The 14877-nt window shown below is 60.7% G+C and carries 13 protein-coding genes; 6 read left to right on the forward strand and 7 right to left on the reverse strand.

Translation table 11 applies throughout. The features are described from left to right. From ade to ILFOPFJJ_RS05650, 7 genes are all read right to left on the reverse strand, one after another. The gene (gene ade / locus ILFOPFJJ_RS05620) at positions 1-1698 is read right to left on the reverse strand and encodes an adenine deaminase (RefSeq protein WP_173509543.1); all 1698 of its coding nucleotides are present in this window, start codon (positions 1696-1698) and stop codon (positions 1-3) included. An 87-nt stretch (positions 1699-1785) separates the two neighbouring features. Then, positions 1786-3114 (reverse strand): omega-aminotransferase AptA, encoded by a 1329-nt coding sequence (gene aptA, locus ILFOPFJJ_RS05625; protein WP_173509544.1) that lies wholly within the window; start codon positions 3112-3114, stop codon positions 1786-1788. Between the two features lie 246 nt (positions 3115-3360). Next, positions 3361-3705 carry an ArsR/SmtB family transcription factor gene (locus tag ILFOPFJJ_RS05630; protein WP_173509545.1) on the reverse strand — a complete coding sequence of 115 codons (345 nt, stop codon included), beginning with the start codon at positions 3703-3705 and terminating at the stop codon, positions 3361-3363. Between the two features lie 119 nt (positions 3706-3824). Then, entirely contained in the window at positions 3825-4568 is a 744-nt protein-coding gene (locus ILFOPFJJ_RS05635; RefSeq protein ID WP_173509546.1) for a HugZ family pyridoxamine 5'-phosphate oxidase, read from the reverse strand. Positions 4569-4657: 89 nt separating this feature from the next. After that, complete coding sequence (gene choV, locus ILFOPFJJ_RS05640; protein ID WP_173509547.1) at positions 4658-5707, reverse strand: choline ABC transporter ATP-binding protein; 1050 nt, start codon at positions 5705-5707, stop codon at positions 4658-4660. Then, positions 5704-6549: a choline ABC transporter permease subunit gene (gene choW / locus ILFOPFJJ_RS05645; RefSeq protein WP_173509548.1), complete on the reverse strand. Its 846-nt coding sequence runs from the start codon at positions 6547-6549 to the stop codon at positions 5704-5706. The genes choV and choW overlap by 4 nt, the downstream gene beginning before the upstream one ends. A 177-nt stretch (positions 6550-6726) precedes the next feature. After that, positions 6727-7683 carry a choline ABC transporter substrate-binding protein gene (locus ILFOPFJJ_RS05650; protein ID WP_173510165.1) on the reverse strand — a complete coding sequence of 319 codons (957 nt, stop codon included), beginning with the start codon at positions 7681-7683 and terminating at the stop codon, positions 6727-6729. A 317-nt stretch (positions 7684-8000) separates the two neighbouring features. On the opposite strand from ILFOPFJJ_RS05650, the gene ILFOPFJJ_RS05655 reads away from it, so the two are divergent. The 6 genes from ILFOPFJJ_RS05655 (at position 8001) to ILFOPFJJ_RS05680 (ending at position 14877) form a co-directional block, all read left to right on the forward strand. Further along, positions 8001-8588 carry a thymidine kinase gene (locus ILFOPFJJ_RS05655; protein ID WP_173509549.1) on the forward strand — a complete coding sequence of 196 codons (588 nt, stop codon included), beginning with the start codon at positions 8001-8003 and terminating at the stop codon, positions 8586-8588. A 167-nt stretch (positions 8589-8755) separates the two neighbouring features. Beyond that, positions 8756-9142, forward strand: coding sequence for a c-type cytochrome (locus ILFOPFJJ_RS05660; RefSeq protein WP_173509550.1), 387 nt, complete (start codon positions 8756-8758; stop codon positions 9140-9142). 178 nt (positions 9143-9320) lie between these two features. Continuing rightward, complete coding sequence (locus ILFOPFJJ_RS05665; protein ID WP_173509551.1) at positions 9321-10409, forward strand: coiled-coil domain-containing protein; 1089 nt, start codon at positions 9321-9323, stop codon at positions 10407-10409. Between the two features lie 61 nt (positions 10410-10470). Further along, positions 10471-11619: a hypothetical protein gene (locus tag ILFOPFJJ_RS05670; RefSeq protein WP_173509552.1), complete on the forward strand. Its 1149-nt coding sequence runs from the start codon at positions 10471-10473 to the stop codon at positions 11617-11619. A gap of 2 nt (positions 11620-11621) precedes the next feature. Next, the gene (locus ILFOPFJJ_RS05675; protein WP_173509553.1) at positions 11622-13538 is read left to right on the forward strand and encodes an AAA family ATPase; all 1917 of its coding nucleotides are present in this window, start codon (positions 11622-11624) and stop codon (positions 13536-13538) included. 49 nt (positions 13539-13587) lie between these two features. After that, positions 13588-14877: a DUF6638 family protein gene (locus tag ILFOPFJJ_RS05680; RefSeq protein ID WP_173509554.1), complete on the forward strand. Its 1290-nt coding sequence runs from the start codon at positions 13588-13590 to the stop codon at positions 14875-14877.

Below are 14877 nucleotides of genomic sequence, written 5' to 3' on the forward strand. Positions count from 1 at the left end.
TCACCCGATCAGCGTGAACTTATCCACGTCGACCAGCCCACGATCCGAAATCTTCAGGTGCGGGATCACCGGCAGCGGCAGGAAGGCAAGTTGCAGGAACGGTTCCTCGAGTGTGGCGCCGAGCGCGAAGGCGGCATGGCGCAGGTGATGCAGGATGTCGCGCACCCGTTCGTAGCATTCGAGGCTCATCAGGCCGGCAATCGGCAGCGCGATCTCGCCGGTGACCCTGCCGTCCTCGACAACGACGAAGCCGCCCTTGATCTCGCCGAGGCGGTTTGCGGCGAGCGCCATGTCCTCTTCGTTGACGCCGACCACGCAGATATTGTGGCTGTCGTGACCGACCGTCGAGGCAATTGCGCCCTTCTTCAGGCCGAAGCCCTGGACGAAGCCGTTCGCGTGGTTGCCGTTGACGCCGTGGCGCTCGATGACGGCGACCTTGATGATATCTCGGCCGAGGTCGACTCCGGTTTGGTTTCCTTCGGCGGGCAGGTGGAAGCGCCGGTGTTCCGTGATGATCTTGCCGGGCAGGACGCCGATCACCGAGGTGTGACCTTCAGCATAGGGAACCGCGAAGACGGCCGCCTTGACCTCACCCGCCTTGACACTGTCGAGCCCGACCGGCTCGACCGGCTTGCGCGTGGCGAAGAGCGCATCCGTTACCCGCCTCCCGGCGGAAAACACGATCTCGGCCTTGCAGTTTTCGAGGCTGTCGATGACGACGAGGTCGGCGCGCCAGCCCGGCGCGACGAGGCCCCGATCCATAAGGCCGAAGGCGCGAGCGGCGGAAATCGAGGCGGCGCGATAGATCGCCAGAGGCTCGACGCCGGCCGCGATCGCGGTGCGGATCATGTGGTCGAGATGGCCCTGTTCGGCGATATCGAGTGGGTTACGGTCATCTGTGCAAAGCGCAAGGTAGGGCGACAGCCGCTCGGTGATGATCGGCATCAGGGCATTGAGGTCCTTGGAGACGGACCCTTCGCGCACGAGAATGTGCATGCCCTTGCGGATCTTTTCGAGCGCCTCTTCCGCGGACGTGCATTCATGATCGGTGCGGATGCCGGTTGCGAGATAGCCGTTCAGTTCCTTGCCGGAGAGAAGCGGCGCGTGGCCGTCGATGTGGCCTCCCTGGAATGCATCGAGCTTCGCCAGGCAGACCGGATCCTTATGGACGACGCCTGGAAAGTTCATGAACTCGGCCAGGCCGATAACCTTCGGATGATGGCGAAAGGGCACGAGACGCTCGATCGGCAGGTCGGCGCCGGCCGTTTCGAGATGTGTCGCCGGCACGCAGGACGAAAGCTGGACGCGGATGTCCATGATCGTTTCCACCGCTGAATCCAGAAAGAACTGGATGCCGTCTGTGCCAAGCACGTTGGCGATCTCATGCGGGTCGCAGATGGCCGTCGTGATGCCGAGCGGTAGAACGCAGCGGTCGAATTCGTGCGGGGTGACGAGCGAGGATTCGATGTGCAGATGCGTATCGATGAAACCCGGAACGACGATGCGCCCGGTGATGTCGATTTCCTCGCGTCCCTGATAATCGCCGTAGGTGCCGACGATGCGATCGCCGCAAATGGCGATGTCGGAGGCAACGAGTTCACCGGTGACGAGATCGAAGAAGCGCCCGCCCTTGAGCACCACGTCTGCCGGGGCGCGGCCCACGCCCTGATCGATGATACGTTCCAACATCTCGGACATGCGCGCGCTCCGCTTCTTTGCTTCGATCATAAGAATAGCCCTCTCCCCGCGCCGGGGGAAAGGGTCGAGAAAGCATGATGTCGAAGCTCAGATGTTGTTCTTCAGAACGTCTCGCAGCTTGTCGAACAATTCGTCGATCTGCTGCTTCTCGATGATGAGCGGCGGTGACAGCGCGATGATGTCGCCGGTCGTGCGGATCAGCAGCCCCTTCTCATAGGCTTTCAGGAAGGCGGAGAATGCCCGCTTCGTCGGCTCTCCTGCGATCGGTTCCAGTTCGATCGCGCCGATCAGGCCGATGTTGCGGATGTCGATGACATGCGGGCAGTCCTTGAGCGAATGCAGCGCTTCTTCCCAATAGGAGGCGAGCTCAGCGGCGCGTGTCAGCAGGCCTTCTTCCTTGTAGGTATCGAGCGTGCCGAGCGCCGCGGCGGAGGCGATCGGGTTGCCGGAATAGGTATAGCCGTGGAAGAACTCGATCAGATGTTCCGGCCCGGTCATGAAGGCATCGTGGATCTCCGACGTCACGAAGACGGCACCCATCGGGATCACCCCGTTGGTGAGACCTTTCGCGGTGGTGATGATGTCCGGCTTCACGTCGAAGTACTGCGCGGCAAAAGGCGTGCCGAGGCGGCCATATCCGGTGATGACCTCGTCGAAAATCAGGAGGATGCCGTGCTTGGTGCAGATTTCGCGCAGCTTCTGCAGATAGCCCTTCGGTGGGATGAGGACGCCGGTGGATCCCGCAACGGGCTCGACGATGACGGCGGCGATCGTCGAGGCGTCATGCAGGGTGACGATCCGCTCCAGTTCGGTTGCGAGATCGGCGCCATGCTCCGGTTCTCCACGGGTGAAAGCATTCTTGGCCGGAAGATGGGTATGCGACAGGTGGTCGACGCCGGTCAGAAGCGTGCCGAACATCTTGCGGTTGGCGACGATGCCGCCGACCGAAATACCGCCGAAATTGACGCCGTGATAGCCGCGCTCGCGGCCGATCAGCCGGAAACGGGAGCCGTTGCCTTTCGCGCGATGGTAGGCAAGCGCGACCTTCAGGGCCGTATCGACCGATTCGGAACCCGAGTTCGTGTAGAGAACATGGTTCATGCCTTCGGGCGCGATGTCTACGAGCCGGTTGGCAAGCTCGAAAGCTTTCGGATGGCCAAGCTGGAAAGCGGGCGCATAGTCGAGTTCGCCGGCCTGCGCGCGGATAGCTTCGGTGATTTTCGGGCGGCAGTGGCCCGCATTGACGCACCAGAGTCCCGCCGTCCCGTCCAGCACCGTGCGACCGTCATGGGTCGTGTAGTACATGTCCTTGGCGCCGACGAAGAGGCGCGGCTCTTTCTTGAATTGCCGGTTGGCCGTGAACGGCATCCAGAAGGCGCGCAGATCGTTCGGCGTGGTGTTCAATCGGTTCGACATGTCCTGTTCTCCTCGGCGGATCTGATTGCTGGCGGTGCCCAATGACGGCCAGGTCGGATTCTTTTACCCGTTGGTCAAACTATCAGCGCGCCCGATAGCGTCAAGCCTGCGGCTTTTGCGTCCCGGCGCCAAGTTTTTCGAGAGAACGATGGGCGGCGCCTCCCGGCTCGCCAAAATATAAGCCCCCCGCGTGATTGTTCGTGGGGGGCTTCTCAGAATGTCCAGCGTGGCGGACGTATTGGGAGTTTACGCCGATTTGCGGACGAGGATTTTTTCTTCCACGGCATTGTTGTCTTCACCGTAGATCTCTGCGAGGGCGCCCAAAATCTTCATGACCGCGCCAGAGGAACTCGAATAATAGATCGTCTGGGCGTCACGACGGGTGCTTACCAGATTCTGGGCACGCAATTTCGAAAGATGCTGAGAAAGAGCCGACTGGCTCAGCCCAACCTTGTTGGCCAATGCGCCGACCGCCAGCTCTTCCTTTGTGAGAGAGTCGAGGATGAGGAGGCGTTTCGGATTTGCCATGGCCGAAAGGAAACCGGCTGCTATTTCGGCTTCCTCGTGTTTTTCAGGCGGAAGAGGCTGCATTGCGTGCTCCATGCGAAAATTACATCACACGTAGTTATGATTGACGAAGCACGATAATTAGCCGTGATGCATAAAAGGGCAACCACCCAGTGCGAAAAATGGGGGTAGCTTGGCGCCGATTAACCGTAAAGTTTTTTCAGAAGCGGCCGCAATTCCCCCGGATACTGGATAGATGCCTCGAATTCGAGGCGCCTCAGCCGCTCCCCGTCGGAAAGGTCGAGGCCGGCTGCGTCGAGGCCAACGATCTTCCAGTCGCCGTCCGGCGCGCGGCAATGGACGGTCGCGTAGTGCTTCACGGCGCCGGCATGGTCGGCATTCATGTGCTCGATCGCGCTCTCCTCCATTTCGGCGAGCGCGGCCGCGGCCGGTGAAGCGATGGCGAGATCTTCGGCCGTCAGCACATAGGCGCGGCCGAAGCCGCCGTTAAGGCTTGCCCTGAGCGGCTGCAGGCGGAAGAAGCCGAAATCGGGAAAGTCGACATAGAGCTTGGCCTTGGGGTGGCGGCGGACGAAGCGCGCGCGAATGCGGGCATGAGCCTCGGAATCGTGCGGAACCTCTTCGGCTTCGCATTGGACGGTAAGGCGCGGGTGGGCGAGCGGATCGCCCTTGCCGGGCTCGCCCGCCAGTAGCGACGCGCGCCGGTCGGCGAGCAGCGCCTGCGTGTGCGTTGCAAGCCGCGAGACGAGTACCACCGGCGCGCCATCGATGTCGATGCCGATCAGGATGCGGCTTACGAAGGGGAAGCCGCTGCTTTCGGGCTCGATGACGGCGAGCGCGCCACTTTTCGCCGAGCGAAGCAGTACCCGGGCAAGCTTGCGCGCCTCATCGTCGGTTTCGCGCAATACGTTAGGTTTGTCGCTCATGACTCGCCTCCTTTCGCTGCCTGCCACCCCGAACAATGAAAAGCCCGGAGCGGTCGCTCCGGGCTTTATTGGCCGTTCGGCGCGTTGCGTCAACTTTTGTTGCGGTGACGCGTCAGGCCCTCGACGACGTTTTGCGCATCGATCGTGCCGACCACCGAGCCGTTGTCGACGACGCCGATGCTGCCCGGCTGTCGGGACATGGCATCCAGAATGTCGACGAGTGGAGTGGTCAGCTTCGCCGTTGCAGTCACGCCGGCAATTGTGGCGCCTCGTTCGACGCCGGTTCGCATGACGTCTTTCGCCGTCAGCATGGTGATCGGGTTCATATGCTGGACGAAGTCGGCCACGTATTGGTTCGCCGGGTTTTTCACGATCTCCTGAGGCGTGCCGCACTGGATGATGCGCCCGCCCTCCATAATGGCTATGCGGTTGCCGATGCGGAAGGCTTCATCGAGATCGTGGCTCACGAAGATGATCGTCTTCTTCAGTCGCCGCTGGAATTCGAGCAGTTCATCCTGCAGGCGGGTGCGGATCAAGGGATCGAGCGCCGAGAATGGCTCGTCCATCAGAAGGATGGGTGCACCGGTCGCAAAGGCGCGGGCAAGTCCGACGCGCTGCTGCATGCCGCCTGAAAGCTCGTTGACTTTGCGGTCCGCCCATTTCGTCAGATTGACCAGATCGAGCTGTTCGCCAACGCGTTTTTTTCGCTCCGCCTCCGGCATGCCTGCGAGTTCGAGACCGAAGCCGACATTGTCGGCGACGGTCCGCCAGGGAAGAAGAGCGAACTGCTGGAACACCATCGAGACCGTATGCATGCGGAAGTCGCGCAGCAACTTCGCGGTACAGCGATAGGGGTTCAGCGAACCGTTCCCGGTCTTGATCTCGACTTCGCCACGCACGACGGGCGCAAGGCCGTTGACGGCTCTAAGCAGGGTCGACTTGCCGGATCCGGAGAGGCCCATCAGGACCAGGATCTCGCCTTCGTTGATCGTCAGCGAAGCGCCGGCGACGCCGAGCACCAAGCCTGTGGCCGCGCCGATTTCGTCGCGACTTTTCCCCTGGTCGACCATCTGCAGGGCGGCTTGCGGGCTCTTGCCGAAGATGATGTCGACATTCTTGAAAACGACGGCGTCGGTCATGCGCCTTCTCCTTCGTCGGACGAGCGGAACAGACGATCGAGAACGATGGCGAGGATGACGATGCAGAGGCCGGATTCGAAACCCCGGGCGATATTCACCGTGTTCAGCGCCCTGAGGACCGGCACGCCGAGGCCGTCGGCACCCACCAGGGCGGCGATCACGACCATCGAGAGTGACAGCATGATTGTCTGGGTAAGTCCGGCCATGATCTGCGGCATAGCGAAAGGCAGTTCCACCTTGCGCAGCACCTGCCATGGCGTGGCGCCGAAGGACTCGGCTGCCTCGACCAGGGACGGCGGCGTGGAGATGATGCCGAGGCGGGTCAGCCGGATCGGTGCGGGGATGGCGAAGATGACCGTGGCGATCAGGCCCGGCACCATGCCGAGCCCGAAGAGGATCAGCGCCGGAATGAGATAGACGAAGGTCGGGATGGTCTGCATGAGATCGAGGATCGGACGCATGATCGAGTAGATCCAGGCGCGCCGCGCCGCCGCAATGCCGAGAGGAACGCCGACAGCCATGCTGACGAAGCTCGCCGCGAGCACCAGCGCCAGCGTTTCAGTCGTCTCCTGCCAATAGCCCTGGTTGATGATCAGCAGCAGCCCGAGACAGGTGAAGAGAGCAATGCCGATCGAGCGGCGGAACCACCAGGCAAGCGCCGTGACGACGACGACAACGATGAGCGGGTGAGGCGTCTGGAGGATATAGAGCAGGACGGCCACGACGGCCGACAGGAAGTTTGCGAGCTGATCGAAGAACAGTTCGAAATTCGTTGTCAGCCAATCGACGAACGCCTTGGCCCAGCCCCCGATGGGGATGCGGTATTCAGTCAGAAATTCCACGAACTTGGATCCCTCTCGTCAGGGTCAAAAACCGGATCGCGCTAAGCGGTGAAAAAAGGCGGGGTGGTCCCCGCCCGCTGCATGTTTCGGTAATCGGAGCCGACAAAAACACGCAACAATTTTAAACTGCTACAGCGACCTTTGTGCGCCGCCGGAACGCATGGGTGCTCCAGCCGATCACAGACCAAGAGCGGTCTTCACCGCGGCCAGTCCGTCGCCGCCATCCTTGGTGGTGACACCGGCAAGCCAGGTATCGAGAGCCGTCGGATTGGCCTTGAGCCATGCCGCCGCAGCTGCCTCCGGCTCTTCGCCGTCGTTCAGGATCTTGCCCATGATCTCGTTCTCCATCTGGAGCGAGAATTTCAGGTTCTTCAGCAGGGCACCGACGTTGGGGCATTCGGTCGTGTAGCCGGCGCGCACGTTGGTGTGCACCGTCGCTCCGCCGAAGTTCGGGCCGAAGATGTCATCGCCGCCGGACAGATAGCTGAGCTTGAAATTGGCGTTCATCGGATGCGGCTCCCACCCGAGGAAGACGATCGGCTCGCCGTCCTTTTCGGCGCGGGCGACCTGCGCCAGCATGCCTTGCTCGGAGGATTCGACCACTTCGAAACTCTTGAGATCGAAGGTTCCCTTTTCGACCATGTCGATGATGAGACGGTTGCCGTCATTGCCCGGTTCGATCCCGTAGATCTTGCCTTCCAGCGCGTCCTTATGCGCCGCGATATCCTTGAAATCCTTGATGCCGAGTTCCGCGCCCTTGGCGTTGGTCGCGAGCGTGTACTTGGCGCCTTCGAGGTTCTCGCGCACGGTTTCGACCGACTTGTCCTCGCGATAGGGCGCGAGGTCGGCTTCCATCGTCGGCATCCAGTTGCCGAGGAAGACGTCGATGTCCTTGTTCTTCAGCGAAGTATAGGTAACGGGAACCGACAGGACCTTCACATCCGTCTCGTAGCCGAGGCCCTTGAGGATAGTCGTCGCAGTTGCGGTCGTTGCCGTAATGTCGGTCCAGCCCACGTCGGAGAAACGGACGGTGCTGCAGCTTTCCGGTTCGGCCGCGGCCACATTTCCGGCGGTCAGGGCGGCCATGCAAACGGCACCAGCCAGCATGAATTTGATCGAGTGCATCCTTATCATCATTGTCGTTCCCCTGCCTCTGATTATTGTTTTAGCCAAACACCAATGGAGCCTGAATTCAAGCGCCTTGATGTCGAAGGAAGTGTATTGCGTCAATACATTGAGGGGATGCACAATGCGACGCCGGATGTCGCAATGTTCATGAAATAGGAGCCTTTTGGCGTCGCGCGCTTGCGTCAACACGCGGGCGTTTCGCTTGGCTGCCCGGTTTGGGGAACCACGTGGGAGATGAAAATCTGTGGGTCACGCCGACGTGCTCTGGTCATCGGCCACAAGCCCCGTCATGAAGCGGATTATGAAGTCCGGAGACGGGAAACATGGCCAAACTCTATTTCAGCTATGCGACGATGAATGCGGGCAAGAGCACGCTGTTGCTGCAGGCCTCCTACAATTATCAGGAGCGCGGCATGCGCGTGGTGATGCTCATCGCCGCCTTCGACGACCGCGCCGGCGCCGGCCGCATCTCTTCACGCATCGGGTTGACATCGGAGGCGATCCCGTTCAACGCGGATGACGACCTCTACGCGCTTGTGGAGAGGCTGAACGTCGACGGTTCCGGCGAGATCGCCTGTGTTTTCGTGGATGAGGCACAATTCCTTGGCGAGAACCAGGTCTGGCAACTCGCGCGCGTCGCCGACCGTCTCAGCATCCCGGTTATGGCCTACGGCCTCAGAACCGACTTCCAGGGCAAGCTCTTTCCCGGTTCAATGGCGCTGCTTGCAATCGCGGACGAGTTACGCGAAGTCAGGACGATCTGCCATTGCGGGCGCAAGGCGACGATGGTCGTGCGCCTCGATGGCGCCGGTAACCTCGTGCGCGAAGGCGCGCAGGTGGATGTCGGCGGCAACGAAAAGTACGTTTCCTATTGCCGCCGTCACTGGGAAGACCGGATGCATGACGGTTGACGCTGTCCGTTGTCTGCGCGCTGAGCGCCGTAGTCACGCGCGTTTGCTTCCTACAGCGCCGCGCGCCTAGTCAGACGCGCAAAGGTCGCTGTAGAACTTTGAGTTTTTGCATGATTTTGTCCTTATCGATCCGATTTAAGGAATCATGCAGGAGGGAATTCAAGCTCATGCATCGGTTTGGCGTTGTCGCCTTTCTTCTTTTTTATCTCGGCGCATCAGATGGGTTCGCTGGCGGGGATGCAAAAGCGGGAGCGGCGGTCTTCAAGAAGTGCGCCGCCTGCCACACGGCAACCGAGCCCGCACACCGCGTCGGCCCCACGCTGATGGGCGTGGTCGGTCGTCCGGCGGGCTCGCTCGCCAACTACGACTATTCCGACGCGATGAAGGCGCTTGGCGCCGAAGGCAAGGTGTGGGACGAGGCGACGCTTTCAGAATATCTCCTCAGTCCCAAAGCCATGGTTCGCGGCACGAAGATGAGCTTTCCGGGCCTGAGAAAGCCCGCCGAAATCGCCGACGTGATCGCCTATCTCAGGGACCCTTCGGCTGCACGATAGACGGTCGCTGCCATCGCCTGTCCTTTCTTCGGCAGTTTGGGTGAAAAAGCCTGCCTGCGACACTTGTTCTGACCGGCTAAACATCCTTTATATAACTGCAATCGAAGGCTGAATAATCCGGCATGCCGATGCGGCTGCCCGTCCCGATCGAAGGGAGGCCGGATTAAAGGGGGATGGAATGGCAACTCTTCAGAATTTTGACGCGGAAATCGAAAAGACGAGGGGTGTCGTCGAAGAGATGCGCGGCAAGCTCGAACAATCTGGCGTTGTCCTCGAGCAGTTCGCCAAGGCCGACACCAAACTCGGCGACGTCAACTTCGATATCGAAAACGCCCGCATCCAGGATGTGATCAACCAGCAGAAGGTGATGGAAGCCAACATCGCGGATCTTATCATCGGGCTGGAGGATGCGACCAACGTCTTTGGCTCCGAATTCGAAAGCATGAAGAGCTATACCGGCTACGAGAAATTCATCGGCATGTTCTCCAAGCAGAAGATGCAGCGATTGCGGACCGATCGCGTGCGCAACATGTCGCTTGCAGGCAACCTGCAGGAACTTCTCGTCAAATCCGATACCATCGTCGGTATCCTCAAGGACCAGAGAGCGATCCTCGACCAGCGCTACAAGACGTCCGAGCAGAGCCTCATCAAGGTGATCGACCGCCGCAAGGGCACGATGGCGGCGCTTGAGCAGGTTCAGAAGCGCATCGAGGAACTCAACCCGCTATTGCTCGACATCGAGAACCGGATCGCCGCTTCGACTGACCAGAAGACGAGAACGGAGCTGGAAGGTGAGCGGTCGACGCTTGCGACGGAATATAACGAGAAGCAGGCGAAGGAGCAGGAACTGCTCGCCGAGAGCCAGACGCTCGAGCGCTACACCTCGATGTTCCAGACCTTCGTCGATTCCCTCAACAACCAGATCGCGGCCCAGAACACGTTGATCAACAAGCTGACGATCGATACCGAACAGCGCATCGTGCTTTACAAGTCGCTGGAGGATTCGTTGAAGACCGCGGCTCAGCAGGATGTCGCGCACAAGATCAACACGCTCGGAAGCCAGGTCGATACCGCCGCCGAAGAGACCATGGCCGGCATCGGTGCGGCGGCGCAGCGTCACATCGGCGACCTGCTCGAAATGCATGAAAAGAACATGCTCGCCACGCAGGATATCCAGCGGCGCAAGAAACTGGCCGACGATGCCTTCGCCCGTCGCTTCCAAACGGTGATGGACAAGCACAATGCGGCAAACTACGTGAAGCAGTGATCGGCAAGGCGGCAATGACCAGATTTCCGACCGCCTTTCGGCGCCTGCCGAGGGATTAGGCATGAACACCGCCGCATCCGTAGCCGTACGGCAATATTTCACCTCCATCCGGTCCGCGCTCGCGGGGCTCGAGCTGTTTCTCGGCGACCGCAATTCACCGCTTTACCGCAACACGGTGGTGGGCGAGGTCATCGTTCCCTATCTCGCCCGGTTGAAGTCCTCGATCGCCTGCTGGGAGAATCGCATCGGTTTCGTCGAACGGTTCCGGATTTCACGCGCTGAAAGCGGCTTCCCGGTGTTCCAGAATGTGCTGGAGCTGGAAAACGACCGGCAGAGTGCGGAAAAGCGTCTGGCGAGCATTCCTCCTGCCGATGCGCTCCGCGAGGAGATGGCCGACTTCATACTCAGGCAGAAGGCGTTTCCGGAGGTGCTGCAAGCCCGCATGGCCGAAAGGCTCTACCTCGAGCAGATCGGCAAGGGCGATATATTCTCGCCCTTCATCCTGCCGGAGACGATCCGGGTCGCGGTCAACCCTAAGACGATGAGGCCCTATTACGTCGTCTCCTGGGGCGCCTTCGACGGCACCCAGACGCTCCCCATGGTTTACATGGCGACGATCGAGGATTCGTCGGAAAAGATCGTCGAGATGTTGGTTACGCGTGACGGCAAGCTCAATCCGGACATCGAGATTCCACTGCCGGTCGGCGGTCTGCTCAACCCGGAACTTGCGAGCCGCTTCGATGACTTCGCCTCGAAGAACAGCGCCTATTCGCTGACGCCGGTGACGATCGCCACGAATCTCGACAAGGATTTCCCGGAACTCCATCCGAAACAGCTTCGGCGCATCGTGCTCGGCCCCTTCTATTCGGCCGGGATCACCGAGAATAATGCCAGGATCAACGACATCCTTTCCAAAGTGCGCAAGACGGAAAATGCCTGGCTTTTGACCTGGACGGTGCAGGAGGTTTTCTCCAAGGCCGAGCGTCCGGCGGAGCGCGGCTTCTGGTCCTCGACGCCGGCGCAGGAGGAGTTTCACATCGATACGGACAATCTCGAGGCTGCCCGGATGGGCGTCAGCTCTTACGAAAAGCATGCGCTCGTGCCGCACGATGCCTATCAGGCGCTCTACGCCGCGGGCGAAGCCGGTGAGGTTTTCGGGGACTACAAGGTGCACGTGATTTCCGGCAACCAGGTGGTGAGCGAGGTTTGACCATGACGCTGAATACCGGCCTGACGACGCTGCACGAGGACGATATCGCGAAGCATCAGGCGACAGCCCAGAGCCTTGTCACCAAGCTGGTCATCCTCGAACGGGACGACGCATCCGGGGGAACGCCGCTCGCCGGCACCGGCCGTCGCTTTGTCTCGACCGTTTCGACCGGCGGGCAGCGCCGCACGCGCGAGATCGAGCTTCAGCGCACGATCCAGTCGGTGCGCGGTGCCGATCCGCTCTTTTCGCCGGCCCAGCATGCCGTCCTTTACCGGACGCGCCGGGGCATTCAGGTCGCGCTTGCCGTCGCCGACGTCTTCGGGCGGCAGACGAATCTCGAGCAATTGCAGGCGCGCAACGCCACTGCGCCGCTCGGCGGCGAGGAGGCGAGCCAATTCAAGCGGTTGCTTTCGGCCGCCGCCTATGTCGCCGCCTTCACGCTCGCGGCCTATCTGGGCGCGACGCTGCAGGGAGAAGGCGAGCCTGTCGATGATGCGTCAGAGCCGGATTTTCTCTTCGATACACCACAGGATGCGCTGAAGAGCATGGTTGCGGGGCTCGACCGCAGCATTGCCGGCGCCCCGGACGATCTTGCCTTGACCGCACGGACGCGCGCCTTTTCACGCGTCGCCATCGAAGGACTGATCGCCCGCAAGGCGCGGTTCACCGGTCTCCAGAGCTTTGAAAACGTCCATATCCGGCTCGACCAGGATGACTTCACCCTGAACGGTTTCGATGTCGCGCCGGGACAGAAGCGCAAGCCGTTGGTGATGACCTTCAAAAAACCGGAGGAAATCATCGGCAACCACATCGCCAAGTATCAGGCGCTGAAGCTTGCCAAGATGCTGATGGCCTATGATTTCGACCGGCAGATGAATCCCTTCGTCGAACTCGGCGGCTTTCTCTTCACCTTCATCGGCGACGGCATGCCCGGCACCGGCAAGACGATCCTGATACAGATGCTGGCCGGAATGCTCCACGATTACTGCGGTGTCGCCGGTTATGCCTTCCACTACGAGAATTTCGGCGTCGACCAGATTTCGTCCTACCAGGGCAAGTCCGGCCAGAACTGCAAGGAGTTCGTCAACAATGTCATGAATCCTCGGGCGATCGGCTTCGGCACGATCGACGATGTCGACCAGGTGGCGGCCAGGCGTTCCGATGACCGGGCGTCGGCCGGTCAGCATGAGGTGACGGCGGTTCTGATGGAGAGTTTCGCGGGTGCCTCGACCGTCGTGCGCGGCAACTGCACCTTCGGCATGTTCTCGAACTACCCCGAGAATGTCGACGATGCGCTGCGTCAGCGCGCCGGTGCCCGCTGGCTCGTCGATGGGCCGCAGACGGAAGGCGATTACATCGACATTTTCGCGCTGCTCGTCGGCAAGAACCACAAGATCCCGCTGGGCGAGCACGATCTCTATGCCGGTCAGGAGATCAAGCGCGCGGTCTCGCAGTCCTATGAGGCCCATTCACGGCCAAAGGAGGAGGGGCTTACCGCCGTTTGGGCGCGCTACGAGAAAGAAAAGGGCAAGATCGCCACGCTCGCCGACGTCGGCGCCTACCTGCACATGATCAAGGAAGCCGAACCGCGGTTCACCGGCCGGGCGATCAGGAACATCACCGACGCGATCAAGATGCGGGCGATGGACGTCGAACTGCCCGACGACTGGTTCAAGGATGCGGGCGCTTTCATGCACAAGTCCTACGACGAGAAGAAGTCGATGATCGAGGACTTGCGCGGCCCGATCACGATCGAGATGGTGCTGCAGGAGATCAATCGGTATGCCGACAGCGAATTCCGCTACACCGACAAGTCGGACGATGCCGCCGTCAGCGACATCATTCGCCGCGAGCGCCAGCGCGAAAAGGCGATCCGCGAAATCGAGACGATGAAGCGCGAGGGCAGGTGGCAGGCATGACCGGTGAGCATAGAGAGTGCTCAAGTGCCGCAGCGAGGAGCATTCTCGCATGAAACGCCTCCTCGAAGCCGAGCTGATCTATGGTCGGCTGCTCGACATTTCGGAGCCACATCTCGTGGCGCGTTACAACAAGGCGTTGGAGGGCTTCGGCCTGAAGCCGACGGCGCTCGATCGCTTCAGCATCGACATGACGGGTTTTTCGCCGGAAATCGCCGATGAACTCGGGGATCGCGACTATCTCGACCCGAACCGGGTCAACCGACGCTTCATCGTCCTGACCCCTGCACAGGTGGACCTTCCCGTCGTCCATACGAGTTTTTCCAATACTGCGGCGCTGATGCATGAATTCTTCAACGCCAACAGCCGGGCGATCAACGCCGTGACGATCAAGGATGCGCTTTACGGCGAGATCGAGGACTCGGTTTCGGTGGTCGAGGACATCGACGACCTCCTGTCGATCAACGAGGTTCGTTTTCGAGTCCTTTCGGCGGAAGACATGCTCGGCAAGGCAACTGAACTCAGGGAACTGGTGGACCGGTTGAAGAAGGTACCAACGGCCTGGGCCGACGACGCCATGCTGAACCGGATGGTGGAGCTCGCGAAAGTGACCGGCGACATCCGGCAGAACGCGCTGGTGCCGAACGAACTCGTTTTCCGCCATGAGGCCTTCTGGGCCAATCACTTCGGCGGCGTGTATGTCTTCCTCGACGAGAAGACGACGACGGTGATCTGCGATCCCTCGGTACCCGGTTTCAGGCGGTCGCGGCCGTGGCAGGTGAGCTACATCGCCATCAACGATCACGCCCGTATCTACGAGTTTCTCGCCCGGACCAGCCGGCTGCAACTGCCACAGGCTTCCTGGGTGCAGGAATCCGGCCTGTTCCAGCACCGCGCGGATATGATCATTCGCGGACTGATCAACGATACCGATCCGACTGCCGACCTCATGAATGCCGACCGGATCTGGCTGCAGACCTGGATCCACCGCAACGCAGCGCTTGTGTCGCGCGACGGAACCTACCCCTTTCTCCAGGAAATGACCCGGACGATTGCCGCGACGGGCACGATCACCATGGCGGAGGTGCCGCCGGAAAATCGCTTCCTGCTGGTGCGCGCCGCACCGATGCACCCGGATCAATGGCTGGTGAATCGTCTCATCTCACAGCTCGTTCCCCGCGATTTCGTCTCCCGCTTCGTGTTCGACAAGCAGGGATTCTATGACGCTTACGAGCGCTACAGCGAAAAGTTCCGGGAATATGTTGTGGCGACATTGACCAGTACGTATCTCAAGGACAAGGCCGCCTTCCGGCACAAGCTCTACGGCCTCAAAGAGGAATAG

This window comes from Sinorhizobium psoraleae (genome assembly GCF_013283645.1).
GTDB lineage: Bacteria > Pseudomonadota > Alphaproteobacteria > Rhizobiales > Rhizobiaceae > Sinorhizobium > Sinorhizobium psoraleae.

Excerpts from the sequence above, each read along its gene's own strand:
- ILFOPFJJ_RS05660 (WP_173509550.1), top strand. The coding sequence starts at position 8,756 with ATGCATCGGTTTGGCGTTGTCGCCTTTCTTCTTTTTTATCTCGGCGCA.
- ILFOPFJJ_RS05655 (WP_173509549.1), top strand. The coding sequence starts at position 8,001 with ATGGCCAAACTCTATTTCAGCTATGCGACGATGAATGCGGGCAAGAGC.
- ILFOPFJJ_RS05635 (WP_173509546.1), bottom strand. The coding sequence starts at position 4,568 with ATGAGCGACAAACCTAACGTATTGCGCGAAACCGACGATGAGGCGCGC.
- ILFOPFJJ_RS05675 (WP_173509553.1), top strand. The coding sequence starts at position 11,622 with ATGACGCTGAATACCGGCCTGACGACGCTGCACGAGGACGATATCGCG.
- ILFOPFJJ_RS05630 (WP_173509545.1), bottom strand. The coding sequence starts at position 3,705 with ATGCAGCCTCTTCCGCCTGAAAAACACGAGGAAGCCGAAATAGCAGCC.
- ILFOPFJJ_RS05650 (WP_173510165.1), bottom strand. The coding sequence starts at position 7,683 with ATGATAAGGATGCACTCGATCAAATTCATGCTGGCTGGTGCCGTTTGC.
- aptA (WP_173509544.1), bottom strand. The coding sequence starts at position 3,114 with ATGTCGAACCGATTGAACACCACGCCGAACGATCTGCGCGCCTTCTGG.
- choV (WP_173509547.1), bottom strand. The coding sequence starts at position 5,707 with ATGACCGACGCCGTCGTTTTCAAGAATGTCGACATCATCTTCGGCAAG.
- ade (WP_173509543.1), bottom strand. The coding sequence starts at position 1,698 with ATGTCCGAGATGTTGGAACGTATCATCGATCAGGGCGTGGGCCGCGCC.
- ILFOPFJJ_RS05670 (WP_173509552.1), top strand. The coding sequence starts at position 10,471 with ATGAACACCGCCGCATCCGTAGCCGTACGGCAATATTTCACCTCCATC.
- ILFOPFJJ_RS05680 (WP_173509554.1), top strand. The coding sequence starts at position 13,588 with ATGAAACGCCTCCTCGAAGCCGAGCTGATCTATGGTCGGCTGCTCGAC.
- ILFOPFJJ_RS05665 (WP_173509551.1), top strand. The coding sequence starts at position 9,321 with ATGGCAACTCTTCAGAATTTTGACGCGGAAATCGAAAAGACGAGGGGT.